This window comes from Streptomyces sp. DT224, from assembly GCF_049844595.1.
Taxonomy (GTDB): domain Bacteria; phylum Actinomycetota; class Actinomycetes; order Streptomycetales; family Streptomycetaceae; genus Streptomyces.
In genome coordinates, this window is sequence record NZ_JBNCLI010000003.1 from 1 (window position 1) to 17,605 (window position 17,605).

General features: G+C 74.4%; 14 protein-coding genes. 11 read left to right on the forward strand and 3 right to left on the reverse strand.

Annotated elements, in window-relative coordinates; translation table 11 throughout:
• The first annotated feature begins 466 nt into the window (after positions 1-466).
• The 6 genes from ACLQ2N_RS07190 to ACLQ2N_RS07215 all read left to right on the forward strand — a co-directional run bounded on the left by ACLQ2N_RS07190 (position 467) and on the right by ACLQ2N_RS07215 (position 7,008).
• A complete protein-coding gene (locus tag ACLQ2N_RS07190; RefSeq protein WP_425810247.1) occupies positions 467-1,726 on the forward strand; it encodes a prenyltransferase/squalene oxidase repeat-containing protein in 1,260 nt (419 codons plus the stop codon).
• Between the two features lie 44 nt (positions 1,727-1,770).
• Positions 1,771-2,571: an SCO2322 family protein gene (locus ACLQ2N_RS07195; RefSeq protein WP_425810249.1), complete on the forward strand. Its 801-nt coding sequence runs from the start codon at positions 1,771-1,773 to the stop codon at positions 2,569-2,571.
• Positions 2,568-3,728, forward strand: coding sequence for an energy-coupling factor transporter transmembrane protein EcfT (locus ACLQ2N_RS07200; protein WP_425810251.1), 1,161 nt, complete (start codon positions 2,568-2,570; stop codon positions 3,726-3,728). The genes ACLQ2N_RS07195 and ACLQ2N_RS07200 overlap by 4 nt, the downstream gene beginning before the upstream one ends.
• Positions 3,725-5,446, forward strand: coding sequence for an ABC transporter ATP-binding protein (locus tag ACLQ2N_RS07205; RefSeq protein WP_425810253.1), 1,722 nt, complete (start codon positions 3,725-3,727; stop codon positions 5,444-5,446). Before ACLQ2N_RS07200 ends, ACLQ2N_RS07205 begins: the two co-directional genes overlap by 4 nt.
• Positions 5,398-6,267, forward strand: a complete 870-nt coding sequence (locus ACLQ2N_RS07210; RefSeq protein WP_425810255.1) for an ECF transporter S component — start codon at positions 5,398-5,400, stop codon at positions 6,265-6,267. The genes ACLQ2N_RS07205 and ACLQ2N_RS07210 overlap by 49 nt, the downstream gene beginning before the upstream one ends.
• Positions 6,268-6,570: 303 nt before the next feature.
• Entirely contained in the window at positions 6,571-7,008 is a 438-nt protein-coding gene (locus tag ACLQ2N_RS07215) for a transglycosylase SLT domain-containing protein (RefSeq protein ID WP_365679741.1), read from the forward strand.
• A gap of 279 nt (positions 7,009-7,287) precedes the next feature.
• Here ACLQ2N_RS07215 and ACLQ2N_RS07220 read toward each other — a convergent pair whose 3' ends face one another.
• Positions 7,288-9,228 carry a bifunctional glycosyltransferase 87/phosphatase PAP2 family protein gene (locus ACLQ2N_RS07220; protein WP_425810257.1) on the reverse strand — a complete coding sequence of 647 codons (1,941 nt, stop codon included), beginning with the start codon at positions 9,226-9,228 and terminating at the stop codon, positions 7,288-7,290.
• Positions 9,229-9,583: 355 nt separating this feature from the next.
• Here ACLQ2N_RS07220 and ACLQ2N_RS07225 point away from each other — a divergent pair, with 355 nt between their 5' ends.
• Positions 9,584-10,672, forward strand: coding sequence for a DUF2330 domain-containing protein (locus ACLQ2N_RS07225; RefSeq protein ID WP_425810259.1), 1,089 nt, complete (start codon positions 9,584-9,586; stop codon positions 10,670-10,672).
• A 30-nt stretch (positions 10,673-10,702) separates the two neighbouring features.
• Here the strand turns inward: ACLQ2N_RS07225 and ACLQ2N_RS07230 are convergent, their stop codons facing one another.
• A complete protein-coding gene (locus ACLQ2N_RS07230) occupies positions 10,703-11,800 on the reverse strand; it encodes a serpin family protein (protein WP_425810261.1) in 1,098 nt (365 codons plus the stop codon).
• 59 nt (positions 11,801-11,859) lie between these two features.
• Between ACLQ2N_RS07230 and ACLQ2N_RS07235 the strand changes: the two genes are divergently transcribed.
• Positions 11,860-12,363, forward strand: a complete 504-nt coding sequence (locus tag ACLQ2N_RS07235; RefSeq protein ID WP_425810263.1) for a GNAT family N-acetyltransferase — start codon at positions 11,860-11,862, stop codon at positions 12,361-12,363.
• 7 nt (positions 12,364-12,370) lie between these two features.
• Here the strand turns inward: ACLQ2N_RS07235 and ACLQ2N_RS07240 are convergent, their stop codons facing one another.
• Positions 12,371-14,581, reverse strand: coding sequence for a DHA2 family efflux MFS transporter permease subunit (locus tag ACLQ2N_RS07240; protein WP_425810265.1), 2,211 nt, complete (start codon positions 14,579-14,581; stop codon positions 12,371-12,373).
• Here ACLQ2N_RS07240 and ACLQ2N_RS07245 point away from each other — a divergent pair.
• The 3 genes from ACLQ2N_RS07245 (at position 14,570) to ACLQ2N_RS07255 (ending at position 17,496) form a co-directional block, all read left to right on the forward strand.
• Positions 14,570-15,622 (forward strand): peptidoglycan-binding domain-containing protein, encoded by a 1,053-nt coding sequence (locus tag ACLQ2N_RS07245; RefSeq protein WP_425810267.1) that lies wholly within the window; start codon positions 14,570-14,572, stop codon positions 15,620-15,622. The two genes, ACLQ2N_RS07240 and ACLQ2N_RS07245, sit on opposite strands and share 12 nt — an antisense overlap.
• 185 nt (positions 15,623-15,807) lie before the next feature.
• Positions 15,808-16,470, forward strand: a complete 663-nt coding sequence (locus tag ACLQ2N_RS07250; protein WP_425810269.1) for an HAD-IA family hydrolase — start codon at positions 15,808-15,810, stop codon at positions 16,468-16,470.
• 381 nt (positions 16,471-16,851) lie between these two features.
• Positions 16,852-17,496: an HNH endonuclease family protein gene (locus ACLQ2N_RS07255; protein WP_425810271.1), complete on the forward strand. Its 645-nt coding sequence runs from the start codon at positions 16,852-16,854 to the stop codon at positions 17,494-17,496.
• Positions 17,497-17,605 lie beyond the last annotated feature (109 nt).

A 17,605-nucleotide genomic window follows, 5' to 3' on the forward strand; every position in this document is an offset into this window, starting at 1 on the left:
CTGCGCGGGCGGGGGGGGGGGGGGGGGGGGGGGGGGGGGGGGGCGGCGCGCCCCCCCCCCCGCCCCCGGGCGGCGCCCTGAAACCGAGCCCCGCCGGCGTTCGAGGCGCGGGGGCCCGGGGCGGGGGCCCGGTTTCGGGAAGGGGCAGGGGAACAGGGCCGCCCGCAGGTGCACCCCCACGGCCCCGCGCCCCCGCCCGCTAGACTGTGCGAGTCGTCATCATGCCCGTTCAGGGGGAAGCCGGTGCGAATCCGGCACTGACCCTTCCCCAAGCTCTCGACTCCGCTCGAGCAGGGGAGACCCCATCCGTGAACCGCCGCGAGGCGGAAGTCGGAATGCCCTGTCCGCGTCGTGACCGGCTCACGCCGCCGGAACCCCGGCGGCCGGCCCCGTCGAGGTAAACGGAGCCGGAGCCTGGTGCCTGTGTGTGCCGGTGTCCGGTTCCCCAGGAGAGGCACCACCCGCCATGACCGTACGCCGCAGCGCCGCCGCGCTCGCCGTCACCGCCGCCGCGCTCTGCGCGGCCGCCGCCCCGGCCGCCGTCGCCGCGCCGTCTCCGTCCCCCTCCCCCTCGGCCGCACTGCCCTCCGGGCTCTACGGCACCGGCGACCCGACCTACGACGGGGTGTGGCGGCAGTCGCTCGCGTTCCTCGCGCAGCAGGCCGTGGGCGTGACCCCGGCCACGAAGGCCGTCGACTGGCTGACCGGCCAGCAGTGCGACAGCGGCGCGTTCCCCGCGTACCGCCCGGACGCCTCCGCGCCCTGCACCGACAAGACCATGGTCGACACCAATGCCACGGCCGCCGCCGCCCAGGCCCTGCGCGCGGTCGGCGGTCACCAGGACGCCCTCGCGAACGCGGTCAGCTGGCTCAAGTCCGTCCAGAACGAGGACGGCGGCTGGGGCTACACCGCCGGCAGCCCCAGCGACGCGAACTCCACGTCCATCGTGATCGGCGCCCTCGCCCGGGCCGGCGAGAAGCTGGGCGACGTGACGACGCCCGGCGGCAAGACCCCCTACACCGCACTGCTCGCGTTCTCCATCCCCTGCGGCGGCAAGGACGGCGGCGCCTTCGCCTACCAGCCCGACAAGGCCGGCAAGCTCGCCGCCAACGGTGACGCCACCGCTGCCGGTGTCCTCGGCGCACTCGGCAAGGGCCTGGTTGTCTCGGACAACGCGGCCGTGAAGGACCCCTCCTGCCACAAGGGCTCCCCGCTCGCACCGGAGCAGGCCGCGCAGAACGGCGCCTCCTACCTCGCCACCGCCCTCGCGAAGAGCGGCCACCTCGACGCGGCCCCGATGCCCGGCGCCGAGGACAGCGAGCCGCAGCCCGACTTCGGCAACACCGCCGACGCGGTCGTCGCCCTGTCCGCCGCCGGCCACAAGGACAAGGCGGCCGGCTCGGTCGCCTGGCTGAAGAAGAACTCCGCCGCCTGGGCGAAGCAGAGCGGCCCCGCCGCCTACGCCCAGCTGATCCTGGCCGCCCACGCGACCGGCGCGGACGTGCACGACTTCGGCGGCGCCGACCTCGTCTCCCAGCTGAACGCGACCGGCCCCGAGCCGGCCGCCGTGAAGAAGCCGGAGCCCACGGCCACGGAGGACGAGGAGAAGAAGGACAGCGGCGACGGCGACGGCATCGGCGGCGTCTGGTGGTTCGTCGGCATCGGCCTCGCGGTCGGCGCGGGCGCCGGGTTCCTGATCAGCGGCCGCCGCAAGAACCAGCTGTGAGGGGCTGCCGGGTGGCCTCGGGCCGGACGAGCGGACGCGGTCCGATGCGTGCGATTCCAAGGCGGAGGAGGGAGTCGACGCGGAGCGTCGCTGACCGACGACAACGCCGGAAGCGTGCGTGCCGGGGCGTGGCCGCCCGGTCCGAGGCCACCCGGCAGCCCCACCGCCGCGTCGCACGGGCCGCCGCGCTCCTGGTCGCCGGTGCCGTCCTGGCCGTGCTCGGCGCGGGCACGGCGCAGGCGGCGGGCTACCGCTACTGGTCGTTCTGGGAGGGCACGGCGAGCGGCTGGTCGTACGCCACGCAAGGGCCCTCGCTCGTCCGGCCCGAGGACGGCTCGGTGCAGGGCTTCCGGTTCTCGGTGAGCGCCGACTCTCAGGACGCCTCCGAGCCGCGCCGCGCCCCCGACTTCGCAGAGGTCTGCGCGGACACCCCGGCGAAGGACGGCAGCAAGCGCGTCGCGGTCGTCATCGACCCGGGCACCGCGGCCGACGCGCCGGACGGGGAGACCCCGCCCCCGCCGCGTACCGCGTGCGCGCGGGTGGCGAAGGACGCGAGCAGCGCGGAGGCCCTGGCGGCGGTCGCCAAGCCGCTGCGCTACGACGCGAGCGCGATGCTCTGCGCGATCTCCGGCTACCCGGCCACCGGCTGCGGCGAGCAGGTCTCCGGCGACAGCGACAGCGGCACGGACGACGGCGGCAAGACGCCCACCCCGGCCGCCTCCGCAGCCTCCACCGGCGGCCACGGCGACGACGGCGGTCCGTCGGCCGGGGTCCTCGTCGGGATCGGCGCCGTGCTGCTCCTCGGCATCGCCGCAGTCGCGCAGGCCCGCCGCCGTCGCGGATGACCGGCCCGACGGCCGGCCGCACGGACACCGCGACACACCGGCTTCCCGCCTGGCGCGCCCCCGCCGCGACCCGCTCCAACGCGGTGCCGGCCGGGGCGTGGTGGCTGTGGGCGCTGGGCCTGGCCACGGCCGCGTCCCGGACCACCAACCCGCTCCTGCTCGGCCTGCTGGTCGGGGTCGCGGGATACGTGGTGGCCGCCCGCCGCACGGACGCGCCGTGGGCCCGGTCGTACGGGATGTTCATCCGGATCGGGCTCTTCGTGATCGCGGTCCGGCTGCTGTTCTCCGTCTTTCTCGGCTCCCCGATCCCCGGCACGCACACCCTGTTCACGCTGCCCGAGCTGCCGCTGCCCGCATGGGCGAAGGGCATCCGGATCGGCGGCCGGGTCACCGCCGAGCAAATGCTGTTCGCGCTGTACGACGGGGCGAAGCTGGCGGCCCTGCTGATCTGCGTCGGCGCGGCGAACTCCCTCGCGAACCCGGCCCGGCTCCTGAAGTCGCTGCCCGGCGCGCTGTACGAGGCCGGGGTCGCCGTCGTCGTGGCGATGACGTTCGCGCCGAACATGGTCGCCGACGTACTGCGGCTGCGCACCGCCCGCCGGCTGCGCGGCCGGCCGACCGGCGGCGTGCGGGCCGTCCTCCAGATCGGGCTGCCGGTCCTGGAGGGTGCCCTCGAACGGTCGGTCTCCGTGGCCGCCTCCATGGACGCGCGCGGTTACGGGCGTACCGCCCGCGTCCCGGCCGCCGTCCGGCACACCACGAACGTGCTGACGCTCGGCGGGCTGCTCGGGGTGTGCGCCGGTACGTACGGGCTGCTGGCCGCCGAGGGCGCCGGCTACGGGGTGCCGCTGCTCGTCGCCGGTCTCCTCGCGGCGATGGCGGGTCTGCGGCTGGGCGGGGCGCGCTCGGTGCGGACCCGCTACCGGCCCGACCGGTGGGGCGTACGGGCCTGGCTGATCGCCGCCTCCGGCGCGGCGGTCGCGGCGGCGATGATCTGGGCCCAGAACGCCGATCCGGCGGCGCTGCACCCCGGGGTCGTACCGCTCACCGCGCCCGTGCTGCCGCTGTGGCCGGCGGCCGCCGTTCTGCTCGGGCTGTGTCCCGCGGCGATCGCGCCCGTCCCGCCTCCCCCCACAGGCTTCCAGGAGCACGCGTGATCCGGTTCGACGATGTTTCGGTACGGTACGAGGGGGCCGGGCGCCCCACCCTGTCGGGGGTCGACCTGACGGTCCCGGAGGGTGAGCTCGTGCTGCTCGTCGGCCCGTCCGGGGTCGGCAAGTCGACGCTGCTCGGCGCCGTCTCGGGTCTGGTGCCGCACTTCACGGGCGGCACCCTGACCGGGCGGGTCACCGTGGACGGGCGCGACACCCGTACGCACAAGCCCAGGGAGCTCGCGGACCTGGTCGGCACGGTGGGCCAGGACCCCCTCGCGCACTTCGTCACCGACACCGTCGAGGACGAGCTGGCCTACGGCATGGAGTCGCTGGGCCTGGCCCCGGACGTGATGCGGCGGCGGGTCGAGGAGACCCTCGACCTGCTGGGCCTCGCCGGGCTGCGCGACCGCCCGATCGCCACCCTGTCCGGCGGCCAGCAGCAGCGGGTCGCGATCGGCTCGGTCCTGACCCCGCACCCCCGCGTCCTGGTCCTGGACGAGCCGACGTCCGCGCTCGACCCGGCGGCGGCCGAGGAGGTCCTCGCGGTCCTCCAACGGCTCGTCCACGACCTGGGCACCACGGTCCTCATGGCGGAACACCGCCTGGAGCGCGTGGTGCAGTACGCGGACCAGGTCGTCCTGCTCCCGTCGCCGGGCGCCGCCCCGGTGATGGGCACGCCCGCCGGGATGATGGCGGTCTCCCCGGTGCACCCCCCGGTCGTCGCGCTCGGCCGCCTCGCGGGCTGGGAGCCGCTGCCCCTCACGGTCCGGGACGCGCGGCGGAGGGCCGGCGCCCTGCGCGACCGGCTGGCGGAGGTGGCGCCCAAGCACCCGGCCCCGGAGTCGCCCGGCTTCCCGGCGGCACCCCTGTCACCCCGCCCCGCTCCGAGCCGGGGCGCCCTCGCCCGGCTGTTCCGGCGTGCCCCGCACGAGGCTCCCGCCCCCGCGCCCGTCACCGGCGCCCCCGCCGCCCGCGTCGAACGGCTCGGGGTGCGGCGGGGCCGGATCGAGGCGTTGCGCCGGGTGTCGCTCACCGTCGGGGCCGGCGAGACCGTGGCCCTGATGGGCCGCAACGGCGCGGGCAAGTCCACACTGCTCGGCGCCCTCGTCGGCATGGTCGAGCCCACCTCCGGCACCGTCCTGACCGGCGGCCTGCCCCCGCACCGGACCCCGCCGCGCGAGATGGTGCGCCGGGTCGGCCTCGTACCGCAGGAGCCGCGCGATCTGCTGTACGCGGACACGGTCGCCGCCGAGTGCGCGGCGGCGGACGCGGACGCCGGGGCGGAGCCGGGCAGCTGCCGGGCCCTGGTCTCGGAGCTGCTGCCGGGGGTCGGGGACGACACGCACCCCCGCGATCTGTCCGAGGGGCAGCGCCTCGCGCTGGCCCTGGCCCTGGTGCTCACCGCCCGGCCGCCGCTGCTGCTCCTGGACGAGCCGACCCGGGGTCTGGACTACGCGGCGAAGGCCCGGCTGGTCGGGGTGTTGCGCGCGCTGGCCGCCGAGGGGCACGCGATCGTGCTCGCCACCCATGACGTGGAGCTGGCCGCCGAGCTGGCGCACCGGGTGGTGATCCTCGCCGACGGGGAGGTCGTCGCGGACGGCCCGACCGCCGAGGTCGTGGTGTCCTCGCCCGCGTTCGCCCCGCAGACCGCCAAGGTCCTCGCCCCGCAGGAATGGCTCACCGTCCCGCAGGTCCGCGCGGCCCTGGGGGGTGGCGCGTGAGCGAGGTGGAGAGGCGGGGCCGCCCGGTCCGGCTGGGCCCCCGGGCGGTCGTCGCGCTGGTGCTGATCAGCGCCGTCGGGGTCGCCGCCTTCGGGTGGCCGCTGCTCGCGGACCGGGACTCGGGGCTCGCGCACGCGCAGGACGCCCCGTGGCTGTTCGCCGCGCTGCTGCCGCTGCTGGTCGGGGTGGTGGTCGCGATGATCGCGGACGCCGGGCTCGACGCGAAGGCGGTCGCGATGCTCGGGGTGCTGGCCGCGGTCGGGGCGGCGCTGCGCCCGCTGGGGGCGGGCACGGCGGGCCTGGAGCCGATGTTCTTCCTGATGGTGCTGAGCGGGCGGGTGCTGGGGCCGGGGTTCGGCTTCGTGCTGGGGTCCGTGACGATGTTCGCGTCCGCGCTGCTGACCGGTGGGGTGGGGCCGTGGATGCCGTTCCAGATGCTGTCGATGAGCTGGTTCACGATGGGCGCCGGGCTGCTGCCCGGCCCGGACCGGCTGCGCGGTCGCGGCGAGCTGCTGATGCTCGCGGCCTACGGGGCCCTCGCCTCGTTCGCGTACGGGACGATCATGAACCTGTACGGCTGGACGATCGTGCCGGGCCTCGCCTCGGGCATCTCGTTCCAGGCCGGTGACCCGTTGGGCGACAACCTGGTCCGCTTCCTCGCGTACTGCGTGACGACCTCGCTCGGCTGGGACCTGGGCCGGGCCGTGCTCACGATCGTGCTGACGCTGGCGGTCGGGGCGCCGCTGCTGAAGGCGCTGCGGCGGGCGACGCGGCGGGCTTCCTTCGAGGCCCAGGTCACATTCGGCGCCCGTGGCGAGTGAGGGCACCCACAGGACCTCGGTCCTGTACGAAGCGGCATAGGAGCCGGGCACGGGGCTTGCCGGACCTCGGCACACCCGGCGCGACCTGCTATGGAGCGGTTTCGGAGGGTTCAGGACCTTCGGCCCCGGGTGCGAGGCGGGGTCGTAACAGGGGTCGTTGCCACGGCTGAACGGCGCCGCTAAGACTGGATCTCGTCGCCGAGCACCGCAGGGTCCTCACCGGGATCGCGGTCTACGAGCGCCGGTCCACGCAGGATGCGGACCGAGCCCGCGACTCCCCCGTTCCCGACAGTCAGGTTCCCTGTGACGTTCGCCCGTAACCTCATCGCCAAGCCCCGCACCACCCGTCGCAAGGCCGCCATCGCAGGCGCCTCCGTGCTGCTGGGCGCCACCGGCATCGGCCTGGGTGTCTCCCCGGCCATGGCGGCCCCGTCCGCCGCACCGACCTCCGCCGGGAGTGCCCAGGACACGGCGAAGCAGATGATCGGTGACGACGCCCAGTTCCAGTGCTTCAGCAACATCGTCAGCCACGAGAGCGGCTGGAACCCGAGCGCGACCAACGCCTCCTCCGGCGCCTACGGCCTGGTCCAGGCGCTGCCCGGTTCGAAGATGGCGTCCGCCGGCTCGGACTGGAAGACCAACCCCGGCACGCAGATCAAGTGGGGCCTGGACTACATGAACTCCCGCTACGGCAGCCCCTGTGGCGCCTGGTCCTTCTGGCAGGCCCACAACTGGTACTGAGCCGGCCCGGCCCGAGCCAGTGACCCCCGAAGCCCCGACCGCACCGCGGCCGGGGCTTCGGCGTGTCCGGACGCGGCACCCGGGGCCGCACCCCCGCCCGCATACCGAACAGGGTCGTGCTGTGCGCGGCGCTGCCCACCGCGCAGAACTCCTTCATCCACGCCCGCGAGTACGGCCTCGGCACCGGGCCCGCCCGCGACGCGATCGTCGCCTCCACGCTGGTGTCGATGGTCACCCTGTCCGTGGCCGCCTGGGCGCTGGGGCCCTGCGCCGTCCGGGCTACACCTTGCCCGCCACCGCCTCGCGGACCGGCTCGCCCTCCGGGAGCCCGTCCTCCCCCTCCCGCAGCCGGCGCGGCCCCGCGAGCACGTACGCGATGAGGAACCCGAGCGCGACGACGGCCGCCCCGCCCACCGCGTCCAGCACCCAGTGATTGGCCGTCGCGACGATCGCGGAGACCGTGAACAGCGGATGCAGCACCCCGAGCACCTTCATCCACACCTTCGGGGCGAGCAGCACGATGATCACCCCGCACCACAGGGACCAGCCGAAGTGCAGCGAGGGCATCGCCGCGTACTGGTTGGTCACCGCCGTCAGCGCCCCGTAGTCGGGCTGCGAGAAGTCCTGCACCCCGTGCACCGTGTCGATGAAGCCGAGCCCGGGCATCAGCCTCGGCGGGGCCAGCGGGTAGAGCCAGAAGCCGATGAGCGCGAGGAGTGTGGCGAAGCCGAGGGTGGACCGGGCCCAGCGGTAGTCGGCGGGGCGGCGCACGTACAGCACGGCGAGGATCGCCAGCGGGACGAAGAAGTGGAACGTCGAGTAGTAGAAGTCGAAGAAGTCCCGCAGCCGGCCGACGCCCGCGACGGCGTGGTTGATCCGGTGCTCGATGTCGATGTGCAGCCACTGTTCGAGCGAGTGGATCTGCCGCCCGTGGCGTTCGGCGGTGCCCCGCCCGGCCGTGGCGGCCAGCCTGACCTGTCCGTACGCGGAGTAGACGACGCGGATCAGGAGGAGTTCCAGGAGCAGGTTGGGGCGGCTGAGCACCCGCCGCCAGAACGGCAGCAGCGGCACCCGGCCCCAGCGGGCCGGGACCGGCTTCGCGTACGCGGTGGGCACGGGCCGCCGCCAGTACGGGGAGGTGCGCGGCAGGAACGGCGTCACGCAGGCGGCCCCGACCGCGGCGATCAGCAGCACGTTGTCGCGTACCGGGAACACCGCTGCGACGTTCGGGAGCAGCATCGTGCCCGGCAGGGTCGTCACCAGGACCACGACGGCCGGCCACACCAGCCGGTCCGAGGCGCTGCGGCCCGCCCGGCCGACCACGGCGAGCAGCACCCAGAGCAGCTGGTGCTGCCAGGCGGTCGGGGAGACGGCGACGACGACGCAGCCGGTCACGGCCGCGGCGAGCAGGAGCTGCCCGTCGCGCGCGTACCGCACGGCGCGGCGCAGGCCGATGGCGCAGACGGCGGCGGCCAGCAGCAGGAACAGCGCGATCTCCAGCGGCCCGGCGAGGCCCAGGCGCAGCAGCGCGCCGTGCAGGGACTGGTTGGCGAGGCTGTCCGCCTGGTCGCCGAGGCCCGCCCCGGCGACGTGGTACACCCAGTACGTCCACGAGTCGTGCGGCATCGCGGCCCACGCCAGCGCCGTGCACGCGGCGAACGCGCCGGCGGCGGTGAGCGCGGAACGCCGTCTTCCGGTGAGCCACAGCAGGAGGGCGAACAGCAGCACGGCCGGCTGGAGGGCCGCGGCCACCCCGATGAGCGCCCCGGCCTCGCGTTCCCCCCGGACGACGAAGAGGCCGACGAGGACCAGGAGGACGGGCAGGATGCTGACCTGGCCGAGGTGGAAGGCGTTGCGCACCGGCAGCGAGACCATCAGCAGGCTGATCGCGACGGGCGCGGCGAGCAGGGCGGTGCGCCGGCCGACCGGCCCCGGCAGGGCGCGGGCGGCGACGAGGCCGAGGGCGGCGACGAGCAGGAGCGAACCGAAGGTCCAGGCGACCCCGAGGCTCTGTTCGGCGGTACGGGTCAGCGGCTTGAGGACGAGCCCGGAGAACGGGGTGCCGGTGAACCGGTCGGCGTCGTACAGCGAACCGGGCACATGGAGCACCCCGTTGTCACCGATCCAGGTCTCCAGATCGGTGAGCCGTTCGCCCGGCGGCTGCCGCAGCACCACCGCCATCTGCCGGACGGCCAGCGCGGCCACGACCAGCCAGAGCACCGCCCGTACCGTTCCGGTTTTCGCTCCCGCCGTCGCGCTTGCACTGCCACTGTGTTCCGCGTTCGCCACGCTGCGCCGACCCTCCCAAGGTCTTTCGCCGGCTGGTTGTCCGGCATGTGTGAAACCTTCGCATTGTGCTCCTGGGTAGACCCAACCAACCTCCTTTACGCCTGACTGTCACCCGGCTTTGGACCGAAAGTCCGCCCGCCCGGGTGCACGGTACGGCCGGAACCGGCAGCGGCCCACTCACGTCTGAGCCCGTGATCAGCAACGACGGGGAGGACGGAAGATGCGGCGCGCGGGGAGAAACGGAAGGACGGGGGGCTGGGCGGTCCGGGCGCTCTCCCTGCTCCTGATGCTGGTGTCGCTGCAGGCGGGGTCGTTGATCGCACCGGCGTACGCCTGCGGCTGCGGGGCGATGGTGGTGGACCAGAACAGTCGGATGGTGGTCGACCAGGAAACGTCGGCGGTCGCCTGGGACGGCCGCACCGAGCAGATCGTCATGCAGCTGAGCGTCCGGGGGAACTCGCGAACCGCGGCCTGGATCATGCCGGTGCCGCACCGCGCCACGGTCGAGCTGGGTGACGCGGCGCTGTTCTCCGAGCTCAAGTCCCTCACCGCCTCGGTCACCGAGAGGCGGCACCACTTCTGGCCGGGCGACGAGGACTGGCCGTTCGGCGAACCCCGGCACCCCATCGTCTACGACGCCGGCCCCAAGGCGAGCGCCCCGGTCGATGTGGTCGGCCGGGAACGGCTCGGCCCGTTCGACGTGGCCCGGCTGGCCTCCACCGACCCGGAGGCGCTGGGGAAGTGGCTGAAGGAGAACGGCTTCGAGCTGCCGGACCGCCTGACCACGGCCCTGACCCCGTACGTCGAGCAGAAGTGGGAGTACGTGGCGGTGCGCCTCGCCCCGGAGGAACGGTGGGCCACGCTGAACGGGACGCTCGACCCGCTGCGGCTGCGGTTCGCGAGCGACCGGCTGGTCTATCCGATGCGCCTGTCCCGGCTGGCCGCCACCCCGCAGTCCCTCAGCCTGTACGTGCTGGCCGACCACCGCATGGAACCGCGCGACGCGATCGGCGGACGGCCCCCGAAGGTCGCGTACGCGGGCCGCGTCGACCCCGCGAAGGAGCCGTACGAGGCGCTGGCGGCGGTCACCGGGGACCAGCCGGTCTTCGTGACGGCGATCGACCAGTACTTCCCGTCGCCGGAGCGGATCGACGGCGACCACGAGCTGCGGGCGACCGCCGAGGACACCCCGTACCGGACCGTGGTGTACCGCGACGCGCTGCTGACCTGGGGCGGCATGCCGGCCTGGCTGCTGACGCTGGTCGGCGGCGCGGTGCTGGTGGTGGCCCTGCCCCTGTTCCTGGTCGTACGCGCCCGGCGGCGGCGCCCGGTACCGCCCCCGCCGCCGGTCTTCACGCCGCCGCCGCTGAGGTGAGTCGCCGGACAGGCCCTCGTGTCCCCAACCTCACAGGCCCTGGTCCTCCGAGGGAGTCTCCGCCTGCCACCCGGCGAAGAGCGGGACCTCCTCGCCCGGGTCCAGGACGGCGATGCCGAAGGGCCGGTCGAAGGCGACGTGCAGGCGGCGCGGGGGCGGGCCCGGCTCCGCCCCGGCCGGTGCGGGCAGCGCCGTCACGGCGGCTGCGGACAGGCCCTCCTCGGTCACCTTCAGCACGGCCTCCTGCACCGCCTCGGAGAGCATGAGCGGGGTGGCCGAGAGCCCGGAGAAGTCGGCGGCGGGGGTCGTCGCGAGGCGGATCCCGAGCGCCGGCAGCTGGTCGGTCGCCCGGATGTGCGCACGGAGAGTGAAGCGCGGGACCGCGATAGTCAGGACGTCCACGTGCAGAGCGGTCCGCGCCTCCTTCGGCGCCCAGGCCGCCGGGAGCACCTCGGCCGCCCCCTCGCCCGGCCGCCCCAGCACGAGGCGCACCTTGACCGGCGGCGGCCCTCCCCGCTGCCCGGAGCAGCGCAGATCCAGGACGAACGCTCCGCCGGTCATCCAGACGTCCATCGCCGGGGGCTTCCCGAACATCGTGGGCACCTCCCGGGTGACGCCCGCCGCGTCGGTGAACGGCCGGTCCCGGGTCACCTCCCGGATGAAGGGGATCGCCCAGTCCGTCCTGAGCGCGAGCGCGTTGACGAGCACCAGCAGCGTCTGGGCGTTCACGGCCACCGGCAGCCGCTCGATGAGCCCGCCGGTCGTCTTCCTGACCCAGGCGTCGGCCCGGTCCGGGTCCATGGGCCCGAAGCCGATGTCCGGCAGCGCCTTCCGGAGCCCGCGGCGCACCGGGGTCCGGGTCCACACCCGGGTCGCCACGCCCAGCCCGTCGGTGGCGGCCAGCGCCCGGGCCGTGGCCGTCGCCGCCCCGGCCGCCTCGTCCCCGGCCACCCCGAGCACCGCCCGCAGCTCCTCGGCGGTCTCCCCGCGCGCCCCGGCCGCGAGCGCGGCCAGCGCCAGCCACAGCCCGGCGGGCGAGCAGACGAAGTCACCGCCCGGCCCGGCCAGCTCCCGGATCCACCGCTCGCCGAGCCGCCGGACCACGTGGGCCCCGTTCTCCTGCGCCACCGCGCCGCCCCCTCGAAATCGCTTGGCTCACACATGTGTGCGGTAGCAAGAATGGCCCAATGACCTGGACCGTGGCACCCGAACCCTTCGATACCCCGGACGCGGCCCTGCTCCGGCGGGACTACTACGCCGAGGTCGCCGGCCGCTACTGGGGGCGTCCGGCGACGGCCGATGAGATCGAGGACGGCCTCACCGACGACGGCGCCGCGCTGCTGACCGCGCCGACCGGTGACTTCGTCGTCGGCCGCTGTGACGGCCGGGCGGCCGCCTGCGCGGGCCTGGTCCTCGTGGCCGCGGACACGGCGGAGCTGACCCGGGTGTACGTCCGCCCGGAGTTCCGGGGCACGGGCGGCGGCGGGCTGGTGCTCGCGGCGCTGGAGGAGCGGGCCCGGGCGCTGGGGGCGGCCCTGCTCCGGCTGGACACCCGGCACGACCTGGTGGAGGCGCGCGGCCTGTACGCGAAGCACGGCTTCCGGGAGGTGCCGGCGTTCAACCGGGGGCCGTACGCGGAGCACTGGTTCGCCAAGGAGGTGGCCCCGGAGGCCCGGGCCTTCCCCGTATGACCGCAGGTCAATCCCGCTGCGGGTGCCCCGCCGCGTGGTCGCGCTTGGGCTCCGGGCTGTGCGGGCGCTCCTTGCTCGACCCGCTGGTCTCCCGCGTCAGCTCGGAGACCAGCGCGACCAGGTCCGTCGGCCGGTCCGGCCCCCACCAGTCGCCCAGCAGCTCGGCGAGGGAGTCCTCGCGGGCCTGGGCGAGCTTCACCACCGCCTCCGCGCCCGGCTCGGTGAGCACCATCTGCACCCCGACCCGCCGGACGAGCCCGCGCCCCTCCAGCTGGCGGGCCGCGTCGTTGATCACCCGCAGCGGCACGGGGGCCACCTCGGCCAGCCGGGCGGGCTCGACCGTGCCGTGGCGCTTGATCCGCAGCAGCATCCAGCTGGCGGCGGGCAGCAGGTCGAAGCCGGCCTTCTCGGTGATCTTGACGTAGACCTCGCGGCGGCCCTCCCGGGTGGCCAGCACGGACAGGGCCCGGGCGCACTCGTCGTACGAGGAGCGCTCGACCGGGTTCGCCGCCAGGGTCTCGCTCGGGTCCGGCGCGGTCACCGATCCGCGCAGCTTGTCCTCCTTGAGCAGCCAGGCGAAGAGGAAGGCGACCAGGACGACGGGTGCCGCGTACAGGAACACATCGGTGATCGACGTCGAGTACGCCTGGAGCACCGGCCCCCGCAGGGAGTCCGGCAGCCGGCCGATGGCGCGCGGGTCGGCGGCCAGGCTGTCCGCGTCGACACCGGGCGGCAGCGGCCGGCCGGAGAGCGCCGTGCCGAGTTTGTCGGTGAGCCGGTTGGTGAAGACGGTGCCGAAGATCGCCACGCCGAACGAGGCGCCGATGGACCGGAAGAACGTCGCGCCCGAGGTCGCCACGCCGAGATCCCGGTACGAGACGGCGTTCTGCACGACCAGGACCAGGACCTGCATCACCAGGCCGAGGCCCGCACCGAACACGAAGAAGTAGGCGCTCATCTCCCAGGTGCCGCTGGACACCGTCAGCCGGTGCAGAAGCAGCAGCCCGATGGCCGTGATGCCGGTGCCGGCGATCGGGAACACCTTCCAGCGCCCCGTGCGGCTGACGATCTGCCCGGACACCGTCGAGGTGATGAGCAGCCCGAACACCATGGGCAGCATGTGGACACCGGACATCGTCGGCGTGATGCCGTGCACGACCTGGAGGAAGGTCGGCAGATAGGTCATCGCGCCGAACATCGCGAACCCCACGACGAAGCTGATCACGGCGACGAGGCTGAAGGTCCTGATCCGGAACAGCTTCAGCGGCAGCACGGGCTCGGTGGCGCGCCGCTCCACGGACACGAACGCGACCAGGAGCACCACGGCGAGCACCGCGAGGCCGATGATCTTCCCCGAGCCCCAGGGCCAGGTGGTGCCGCCGAGGGAGGCGACGAGGACGAGGCAGGTGGCGACCGAGGCGATGAGGAAGGTGCCGAGGTAGTCGATGGTGTGCTTCGTCCGGCGGACCGGGATGTGCAGCACGGCGGCGATCACGAGAAGGGCGACGACGCCGATGGGGAGGTTGATGTAGAAGACCCAGCGCCAGCTGAGGTGCTGGGTGAAGAAGCCGCCGAGCAGCGGCCCGAGGACGCTCGTCGCGCCGAACACGGCACCGAAGAGCCCCTGGTACTTGCCGCGTTCGCGCGGCGGGACGATGTCACCGACGATCGCCATCGACAGCACCATCAGACCGCCGCCGCCGAGCCCCTGGAGGGCGCGGAAGCCGATCAGCTGGGGCATGTTCTGGGCGATGCCGCAGAGCGCGGAGCCGATCAGGAAGATGACGATCGCGGTCTGGAACAGCTTCTTGCGCCCGTACTGGTCGCCCAGCTTCCCCCAGAGCGGGGTCGCGGCGGTCGAGGCCAGCAGATAGGCGGTGACCACCCACGACAGGTGTTCGAGCCCGCCGAGGTCGCTGACGATGGTGGGGAGCGCGGTGGAGACGATGGTCTGGTCGAGTGCCGCGAGCAGCATGCCGAGCAGCAGTGCGCCGATCGCCACCAGGACCGACCGCGTGGAGTGTTCTGCGCCGGGGGCGCTGGGGGCCGGGGGGCTCTGCTGCTGGGCCATGAAACGTCTCCTCGGGTCCGCTACACCCCTATCCTGTCCGTTCTGCTCCGTTATGGCCTGCCGGGGGCCCATCCGATTGGGCTTCTCGGCGGCGGGCTGCATAATCGCAGGCAGTTCAAGGGGAGGGGACCCACGATGGCCGGACATATATGCCCGGGGTGCGGTACGGAGAGCAGACCGGGCGCCGGTCCGGGCTGCGCCTGCGCGGGCCGGAACACCGGCACGCAGGGATACGTCACCGATCCGGAGCGGGCCGCCGAGCAGCAGCGCGTCGCCGACGAGCACCACGCCGGCCGGTCCGCGGAGATGGCTGCGGCGGAGGACTTCGACCCGCTGCGCATCCGCCCGTACGTGACCCTGGGCGGCGACACCGCGACGGCGTCCGCGGCGCCCCCGCCGGGCGCCCCGCAGGTCTACGGCCCCGAGGGTGACGCGGCGAACACCATGCCGCTGTTCCTGCATCCGGCCGGCGCTCCGGACGCCGGCGCCCCGGCCGACGAGGCCGGCCCCGCCGTCCTGCTCACCGGCCCGGACGCGGTGGCGCCGCGCCGCCGCAAGCCGTTCGCCGCGGTGATCGCGGGGGCGGCCGTGATCGCGGTCGTCGGCACGGCGGCCTTCGTCGGCGGGCTGTTCGACGGGGACGGCGGCGGGGAGGCCGATCTGGACCAGGCCCTGCCGTCCACGGTGGCCAGCCTCCCCGAGGAGAGCGACGAGGCCGCCCCCTCCGCCTCGCCCTCCGCCTCCGCTTCGCCCAGCCGTTCCGCCTCCCCCACGTCGTCCGCATCGGCCTCGCCGTCGCCGTCCGCCTCCGCTTCGGCCTCCGCCTCCCCCTCCCACTCCGCCACCGCGTCCTCCGCGGCCCCCGGCGCGGGCGGCGCGGCATCCCCGTCGGCCACCGCGAGCAGCAGCGGCCCGGCCGAGGGCGTCGCCCCGCCGCCTTCGTCGTCGGACGACGCGGGGACGCTGAGGCGGGGCGACCAAGGGCCCGAGGTGGCGGAATTGCAGAACCGGCTTCGGGAAGCCTGGGTATACAACGGTCCGGTCGACTCCGAGTACGGAGAGCGCACGGAACGAGCCGTGAGCGACTACCAGGTCTGGTGGAACATCCAGGGCGATCCGAAGGGCGTCTACGGCCCCAACACCCGGAGCCGCCTGGAGAAGGAGACGACGGGAAGCGGCCGACACTGACGGCGGCCGGCGGGCCTTCCGCCCACCCGCCCCGGACGGGGATTCGCATTCGCGACCGCGTTTTTGTATCGTGGAGAAACAAAGTGGCCCCTGCGCGCACACCCTGACCGGCGGGCGGGGGCCGCTTGATCTCCCGCGCCGCTCACCTGCGCGGCGTTCGCTTCCCCCCGCTCTGGAGCCCGCCCATGCCGGCCACCGCCCTCACCGCCCAAGCACTGCTGCTCGACATGGACGGCACCCTGGTGAACTCCGACGCCGTCGTGGAGCGCTGCTGGCGGCGCTGGGCGCTGCGCAACGGGCTGGACCCGGAAGAGGCGCTGAAGGTGGTCCACGGCCGCCAGGGCTACGCCACGATGGCGGTCCTGCTCCCGGAGCGCCCGATGGAGCAGAACCACGTGGACAACAAGGTGATGCTCGCCGAGGAGACCGCCGACACCGACGGCGTCGTCCCGATCGGCGGCGCCCCCGCGTTCATGGACGCCATCGCCGCCCTGCCGCACGCCCTGGTCACCTCGGCCGACCTGGCGCTGGCGACGGCCCGGATGGGCGCCGCCGGACTGCGGATGCCGGACCTCCGCGTCACCGCCGAGAGCGTCGGGGCCAGCAAGCCGGACCCGGAGGGCTTCCTCAAGGGCGCGGCGGCGCTGGGCTTCGCGCCGGCGGACTGCGTGGTCTTCGAGGACTCCGAGGCGGGCATCGCGGCGGGCCGGGCGGCCGGCATGCGCGTGGTGGGCGTCGGCCCGCGCGCGGGTGCCCACGCGCCGGACGCCCATGTGGCCGACCTGACGCAGCTGCGCGTCGAAGCGGCGGCGGACGGCGCGATCACGCTGCACATCGAGACGCGGTAGTCTCCCGGCGGGACGCGCGGCGCCCCGCCCACCACCCGCGCCGGGACCTCCCGCGCCCGCCCCGGGGCCGCTGACCCCACGTCAAACACCAGCCCCACGAACTTCCGTACGGCCCCCGCCCATCCCGGGCGGGGGCCGTACGCATGCGCCCCCGCGCAGGTCACGGACGTCCGGCGCGGCACCGGACCGGCTCACCGCGCCCGCGCGCACGGATCCGTACGCCCCCCGCACCACGAACCCCTTCGTCAGATCCCTTGATGTGACGTGCCCATGTCGCCACCCTGTTACCTGGCGCCCACCCCACGGAAACCCGGCGCCGCCACGATGGCCGGGCCGTTCACGACAGCCCGGTCACTTCCCCCCACATCCAAGGGAGTTCGCATGTCAGGTGTCTACGCGCGTCGCATAGCCGTCCTCGCCACGTCCGCCGCACTCGCCGCCACCACCGGCCTGCTCACCGCACCGAGCGCCCAGGCCGCCATGCCCACCCCGGTCTCCGCCTCCACCGCCCGCACCTATCTGAGCGAGCTGACCGTGAAGGCGGAGGGCTCCTCCAGCGGGTACAGCCGGGACAAGTTCCCGCACTGGATCACCCAGTCGGGAGCCTGCAACACCCGCGAGGTCGTCCTGAAGCGGGACGGCACGAACGTCACCCAGGACTCCAGCTGCGCGGCGACCGGCGGCAGTTGGTACTCGCCGTACGACGGCGCCACCTGGACCGCCGCCTCCGACCTGGACATCGACCACATGGTGCCGCTCGCCGAGGCGTGGCGCTCGGGCGCGTCCAGCTGGACCACCGCCCAACGGCAGGCGTACGCGAACGACCTGACCCGCCCGCAGCTGATCGCGGTCACGGACAACGTCAACCAGGCCAAGGGCGACCAGGACCCCGCCTCCTGGATGCCGCCGCGCGCCGCGTACAAGTGCACCTACGTGCGCGCCTGGGTCCACGTGAAGCACTACTACAAGCTGTCCGTCGACTCGGCCGAGAAGTCGGCCCTGCAGTCCGCGCTCAGCGGCTGCTGAGCCGGGGAACACCCGGCCGCGCCCCCAACCCCGGTGGCCCCTTTGGCCGTTGCCCGAACGACGGGCCGGCCGGCGGGGCCACCGACGTGTTTTCGGCCTACTACGACTG